Source organism: Planctomycetota bacterium (assembly GCA_018242585.1).
Lineage (GTDB): Bacteria > Planctomycetota > Planctomycetia > Pirellulales > PNKZ01 > JAFEBQ01.
Genome location: JAFEBQ010000006.1, coordinates 81,967 through 89,147, shown reverse-complemented (window position 1 = coordinate 89,147; position 7,181 = coordinate 81,967). Strand labels below are relative to the sequence as shown.

The 7,181-nt window shown below is 61.7% G+C and carries 2 protein-coding genes; one reads left to right on the top strand and one right to left on the bottom strand.

All coding sequences use genetic code 11. The annotated features are described in order from the left end of the window. A partial coding sequence (locus tag JSS27_03280; protein MBS0207955.1) for a DUF4347 domain-containing protein occupies nucleotides 1-4,800 on the bottom strand: 4,800 nt, incomplete at its 3' end. A gap of 403 nt (nucleotides 4,801-5,203) precedes the next feature. Between JSS27_03280 and JSS27_03275 the strand changes: the two genes are divergently transcribed. Beyond that, nucleotides 5,204-7,126, top strand: coding sequence for a preprotein translocase subunit SecA (locus JSS27_03275; protein MBS0207954.1), 1,923 nt, complete (start codon nucleotides 5,204-5,206; stop codon nucleotides 7,124-7,126). The last annotated feature ends 55 nt before the right edge of the window (nucleotides 7,127-7,181 follow it).

The following is a 7,181-nucleotide window of genomic DNA, read 5'->3' as shown; positions in this document are numbered from 1 at the left end:
TGTGACCGAAACGGCCAGCGACTCATGCAGCGTGTCGACACCACCATTCGCCGTGCCGCCCGAGTCCTGGATACTCCAGCTAAACGTGGCCGAACCGCCGTTGGCATTGGCTGCAGTCTTGAACTGCATTCCCTGCAATTGAGCGAGCGTGTACGTCGTGTTGGCAGTGACCACCGTCGAGCCATCGGCGAGCACGATGTTGCCCAGCGTTGAGGCAGGCACCGCCGTGACTTTGTAAGTCAGCGTCTGGCTCGCTTCATCGCTACCACCGCCAGGTCCGTAAGCGAGGCTACTCAAGCCAAGCGACGTGGTACCTGAGTCTTCGAGTACGGTCAGGTTATTCGCCGTGCCTGCTGTTCGTACGGGTTGGTCATTCACAGCCGTGACTGAAACCGTCAACGATTCGTTCAGTGTGTCCACGCCACCGTTCGCTGTCCCGCCGTTGTCTTGGGCTTTCCAACTAAACGTCGCTGGCCCGCCATTGGCGTTAGCAACAGTCTTGAACTGCATGCCTTGCAGCTGTGCCAACGAGTAGGTCGTGTTCGCTGCTACCACAGTTGTGCCATCGGCCAACACGATATTACCTAGCGTCGAAGCCGGCACCGTAGTGACCGTGTATGTCAATGTCTGGCTGGCTTCGTCGGAGCCGCCGCCAGGGCCATAGGCCAGACTGCTCAGCCCCAGCGACGTGGTGCCCGAGTCTTCGAGCACCGTGAGATTGTTCACCGCTCCAGCGGTGCGCACTGGCTGGTCATTCACCGCCGTGACCGATACGTTGAGCGATTCGTTCAGCGTGTCGACGCCGCCGTTAGCCGTTCCGCCGTTGTCTTGGACTTTCCAGCTAAATGTCGCCGGACCGCCATTGGCATTACTCGCGGTTTTGAGCTGCATGCCTTGGATTTGTGCCAAGGTATATGTCGTGTTCGCCGCCACGACGGTCGTGCCATCAGCCAAAACAATGTTCCCCAGCGTCGAAACTGGAACGGCTGTGACGGTGTATGTCAGCGTCTGGCTCGCCTCATCGGAACCGCCGCCGGGACCATACGCCAGGCTACCCAGACCGAGTGACGTCGTGCCCGAGTCTTCGAGCACGGCCAAATTATTCACCGTGCCTGCGGTACGCACGGGTTGATCGTTGACAGCGGTGACCGAAACGGCCAACGATTCGTTGAGCGTATCGACGCCGCCGTTGGCCGTTCCGCCGCTGTCTTGGACTTTCCAGCTAAATGTCGCCGGGCCGCCATTGGCATTGGCCGCGGTCTTGAATTGCATGCCTTGAATCTGGGCCAAGGTGTAGATGGTGTTCGCTGCCACCACGGTCGTGCCGTCAGCGAGGACGATGTTCCCCAGCGTGGACGCCGGAACGGCCGTCACGGTATAGGTGAGCGTCTGGCTCGCTTCGTCGGAACCGCCGCCGGGCCCATAAGCGAGACTGCTCAGTCCCAATGACGTCGTGCCCGAGTCTTCCAGTACCATCAAGTTGTTCGCTGTGCCAGCCGTGCGAACCGGCTGGTCATTCACCGCGGTGACCGATACCGTCAGCGATTCGTTCAACGTGTCGACGCCGCCGTTCGCCGTGCCGCCGTTGTCTTGCACACTCCAGCTAAATGTCGCCGGACTGCCGTTGGCGTTCGTCGCCGTCTTAAACTGCATCCCTTGCAGCTGAGCCAGCGTGTACGTCGTGTTGGCAGTAACGACCGTAGCCCCATCCGCCAGCACGATGTTGCCCAACGTCGAAGCTGGCACCGCCGTGACCTTATAAGTCAGCGTCTGGCTGGCTTCATCCGAACCACCGCCGGGGCCGTAAGCCAAACTGCTCAGCCCCAGCGAAGTGGCGCCTGAGTCCTCCAGCACCGTGAGATTGTTAACCGTACCCGCAGTACGCACAGGTTGGTCGTTGACCGCAGTGACCGACACAGTCATCGATTCATTCAGCGTGTCAGCGCCGCCATTGGCCGTGCCGCCGTTGTCTTGCACACTCCAGGTGATGTTCCCAGTGCCGTTGGCGTTGGCGATGGTCTTGTACATCAAGCCCTGCAATTGCGTGAGCGTCAGCGTGGAGTTGGCGCTGACCTGCGTGGCGCCGTCGGCGAGCCACAGAGTAACGGTCGAGGGAATGCCGGTGATCTTATAGGTCAGCGTCTGGCTGGCTTCATCGCTGCCGCCGCCGGGGCCATAGGTCAGACTGGAAAGCCCCAGGGTGACGGCCGTGGTATCGTTGGCGTCTTCGTTGACGTTGACGGCAGAATACGTGCCAGCCGTCCGCACCGGCTGGTCGTTCACGGCGTTGACGGTGAGGCTGGCACTGGCCGAAGCGGTGCTGAACGCACCTGCGCCCCCGGCGCGGTTATAAGAGATTTGTACATTGTCCAGGTACAGATACTGGGCGCTCCCACCACCGTTGGTTACGTAGGCGCGAATATACGTGTTGCTCGTGGCATACGCGCTGATGTCAATTGATTTGCTGCCGGTAAGGGTGTTGTTGTTTTTGTCGAAAGTGTACAGCGTCGTGTACGTGGATCCACCGTCCGACGAAATCTGCACGGCGATCGCAGCGCCGTCGGTGATGGTGTTGTTGTAATCGAAGCTCAGGGTTGCCGAACCGGTGTTGCTCAAGTTGACTTGGCGATAGATGTTGTCACCGCTGTGATTCTTCCAAATGCGGAGTTGGCCCCCGGTGATTTGAATATTGCCACCTGTTGCGCCGCCACCATTTGCATCAGATTCCGTCCAGGACGTGCCCCAGCTTCCGGTTCCGTTCGAGTTACTGTACGACGCGCTGCTGAATTGGTCGAGATAAGTCCCGCTCAAGTCAACGGTGCCGCCCGCTGTACCCGTGGTTTGGTCCCAGGCCTGGAAGGTAATGCCGTTGGTGACCGTGCCGTTCCAGTTGGCGTTCGGTACGAACCGCACACTGGTGTTCGCGTCAGCGGCGAGAAGTAGGGCGGCGCTCGTCGAGGGACTGCTAAACGCGGTCCAGGTTGTGCCGCCATTGGTCGTGTATTGCCACGTGCCGTTGGTGTTGTCGACCGCCGTGACGGCAATGCCTAGCACGGCGCTATCCGGGTCGGTTGCCTGGCCCGAGATCAGCGCCGAGACGAGCGTGCCGCTATTGCTGGTAGCGTCTTCGTTGATGGTCGTCATGTTATTCGCGCCCGCCAGGGTCGGGGCGTCGTTGACGGCCGTCACGCTGATATTGCGCGTGGCGGTTCCCGAAGTGTTGACACCATCGTTCACCACGACCGTAATCGTGCGGGTCAAGGCGCTGGGGTTATCGCTTGTGTTTTGATACGTGACCGCCCGCAACGCCGTTTGCCAATTTCCATGGGAGGTGGTACCTGTGAGCGTCAAGACACCGGTGGTTGCGTTCCAGCTTCCCGTGATGCCCACCTGATTCGTGAACGCCAACACGTCCTTGCCGCTGTCGTAGTTCGACGAAATCGTAATCGTGGCGCTGGTATAGTTTCCAGCGCCGCCGCTCGGCGTGATGGCCGAATCGACCACCGTAGCTGGGTCATTTTCCGTATAGGCGAGCGTACTCGAGGTCATCACGAGGTTGATCGGCCCAAGCTGGCCGTCGTAGTCATCCAGCGCCTGATAGTCGAGCGGCAAGCTCGGCTGCCCGCCGGCAGTACCTGCGCCGGACGAGAACTCGAGCGTCCAGTCGCCACCCATGCCGGTCGTGTTGGTCGAGGCGTAAACATCCGCGCCGGTCAACTGAGCAATCTGATCGACCAGATCCTGCCCATCAGACACCGATGCCACGTCGCAGGCAAACAGATCGATCGTCGCGCCCGCGGCCAGCACTCCGCTGAGCGCCTGCCATTCGGCGGCGGTCTGGCTCAGATTCGTATCGTCGATCCACTGGCTGCCCAACTCGAACGTACCCGAGTGCCCGTGTCCCATAATCGACAGCGAGCTGATCTGAGTGTTGTTGGCCTGTGCCCACTGAATGACTTCGTTCAACACCTGGTCAGCCGACTGCGTGGCGCTGTCATAGACGAACAGCTTGGCCCCCGGCAACACGGCGTTTTCCAGCATCTGGCTGTCTTGCAGTTCCGAATCGATCAACACGACCTGGGCAGTTTGCACCGCCGCGGCCGGGTCAACGCCCGCCATTGGGTCGGCCACGTCCGTGGTCGGCGTGCCGGCTGTCGAGGCAATGTTGTTCAACAGCGCCTGATTGCCGCTGCTTGCCCCCGGGTCACAGCCGTAGATCAACAGTTGACCATTTGGATCAAGCGCATTGTGCCAAGCGCCGATTTCGTCGGCGCGGCCGGCCACCGAGTCGGCCGATAGCGTCGTACCGCCGAGCTTCATCACGCCGTCGGTGCTGGAGGTAAGAATGTGGATCGAGTCGAGGCCTTGATTCGCGGTCAGGACCGCGGAAATCTGGTCGACGCCGTCCCGCGAGTCATCGAGCAGAACGACTTGCAGATTCGGGTTCGAGGCCGCCTTTTGATCCAAGGCGCTGACCACGGCGTCGTGATTCTGGACGCTCGAATCGACGAACACGACTTCGTGCGGCGACTGGGTGGCGTTGGCCCCGCTGGTGTCGGTCGACGTGCTGGTACTAGCGGTTGAATTGTCCATCGTCGGCGAGGGTGACGCGCTGGCGTCGGACCCAGCGGCCGGATTTCCCGCCGTGATGGCTGCCGCGTCGCCAGTACCGCTGGCCGCGGCCGGCGCGGTGGCCGCCGCCGAGGCGTCCTGTGTCGGCGGTGGGACCATCGACGGGTCGATCGGCGCCGCGTTCATCAGCGTCCGATCTTCCAATTGCGTGCAAACGAGTTGCCGCATCGGCGGCAATGGGTTCGTTCCCAGATCTCGCGAGATGCGACGATAGAGGCGGCGCCAGGATTCAAAGTGCATAGAGCGGTTCCGCGGCGCAACTTCGTCGCGCGAGTGAGCTTTCCTTGCTTGGGTGGTGGTTTCCTTTGCCGGCAAAAAGGAGCGCCCAAGGCGCGCAATAACCCTCTGCCCCACCATCTCAAACATAGGTCACCAGCCCACCTCCCTTGCGTGGTTCCCACATCGTCCGAGACTCCGCCACGCCGTACCGCGAACCGCCGTCACAATCGTTACGGTCGTCATCAATGCTACGACTGCCGCCACGCGCGGCAGATCCGATTTGTCCCCCGGCCGGAGGCGACGTAGAAGCTTTCTGGACCACTCACAGCATCTGGAACGGCGGGCAGCTTTGGTGAACACGATCGCGGCCACAATTCGACGCTGGACACCCTGGCGCGGCGAGCGTCCCGAACCTTGGTCAATCCACCACTCGGCGGTCACCGCGATGGCCGAGCGGGCGACGCCGCTGCGATCACTCTCCGACCAGCAATTAAGAGCAGCCGCCGGCGGACTGCGCGAGCGATTAAAGTCGGAAGACGAGCGGACGCTCGCGGCCCAAATCGAAGCCGGCTCGCTGATGTTCGAGGCGATTCGCCGCACGACGGGCATGGAATTGTTCGAGACTCAGCGCCTGGCTGGGTTCGTGCTGACTGCGGGGATGATCGCCGAAATGCGGACTGGCGAAGGAAAAACCCTGTCAGGCGCGTTTCCGATCTTCTATGGCGCGCTATTGGGCGAAGGCGTCCACGTGATGACGGCGAACGCCTATTTGGCGGCCCGCGATGCCGAAATCTTGCGGCCGATTTTGAACCTGCTGGGCGTGTCGGTAGGTCTGCTCGAGCCGCGCGACAACGACAAACAGCGGCAACACAACTATCAATGCGACGCCACATTCGGCGCTGGCTATGAGTTTGGCTTTGACTTCTTGCGCGATCAACTTGCCTTGCGCGCGAGTGGCCCGCAATACCTGGGTGCCGAGCTCGAACTCCTGCTGCGGGGCAAGGAGCCCAAGGCGCCGCTACTGCGACAGCGCGGCCTGGCACGCGCTGTGATCGACGAGGTGGACAGTATTCTGCTGGATGAAGGGACCGTGCCGCTGTTGCTCAGCGGCAAGGATGAGCGGACCAAGCACGATCCCACCGTTTTCCAGTTGGCGCAAGAAGTGGCGGAACAGCTCGCGCCAAGCGATTACGAAGCCGATCGCGCCACCATTTCGGCCCGCTTGACCGAAAAAGGCTATTGGACCGTGGCGTCGGCGTTGTGCCGACTGGGCAGGGTCAAATTCGCCCGTCCCTGGCAGGATTACGTCGTCAAGGCGCTGGTCGCCAATCACTGCCTGGACCGAGACGTACACTATGTCGTCATCGACAAAAAGGTTGTCATTGTCGATGACTTCACCGGCCGCTTGCAGTCCGACCGCTCTTGGAAGGATGGCCTGCACCAGGCCGTCGAGACTAAGGAACAACTCGAACTCAGCCCCAACAATCGCACGCTGGCACACACCTCAAGACAACGCTTCTTACGGCAATATGGGTTGCTAAGCGGGATGACCGGCACCGCCGCCGGCAGCGAAGCCGAGCTGCGCGACACGTACGACTTGGATGTCGTGACGATCCCGACGCATCGGCCGAGCAAGCGCAAGTATCTGCCCGATCGATTCTTCGCGGACAACGGGGCGAAGTGGAAGGCCGCGGTCGCCGAGATCGCCAAGCTGCACGAGCAAGGACGCCCGGTGCTGGTTGGCTCGCGGACCATCCAGACCAGCAAAGCGGTCGCCAAACTGCTGGCCGAACACGGCATCCCGTGTCAGACGCTCAATGGAGTGCAAACAGCCGACGAGGCGAGCCTGGTGGCGCGCGCCGGCGAAATGAAAGCGGTGATGGTGGCCACCAACATGGCCGGCCGCGGCACCGACATCCGCCTGAGCCCCGGCGTGTCGGAGTTGGGAGGGCTGCACGTCATCGGGCTCGAGCGGCATGCCTCGCCGCGCATTGATAATCAACTTGCCGGCCGCGTGGCCCGGCAAGGGGATCCCGGCTCGAGCCAGTTCATGATCAGCGCCGATGACCCGCTGATTCAGGAGTTTGCCCCGGAACTGGGGGCCGAGATGATCTCGCGCGCCCGCGCCGACGGAGAAGTGCCCATTGACCTCACCATTCAGGTGCGTCAGGCGCAGCAGGTGGCCGAGGAACAAGCCTGCCTGCGCCGCAATCAACTGCGCGAACACGACCAATGGCTTGGCGAAACCGTCAAGCATCTGTTCGGCGTCGGCTAGCTCTGGCCGACAATGCCGCTACAACCGTCGCCATCGGCGCGGCCCGGAGCTCTCC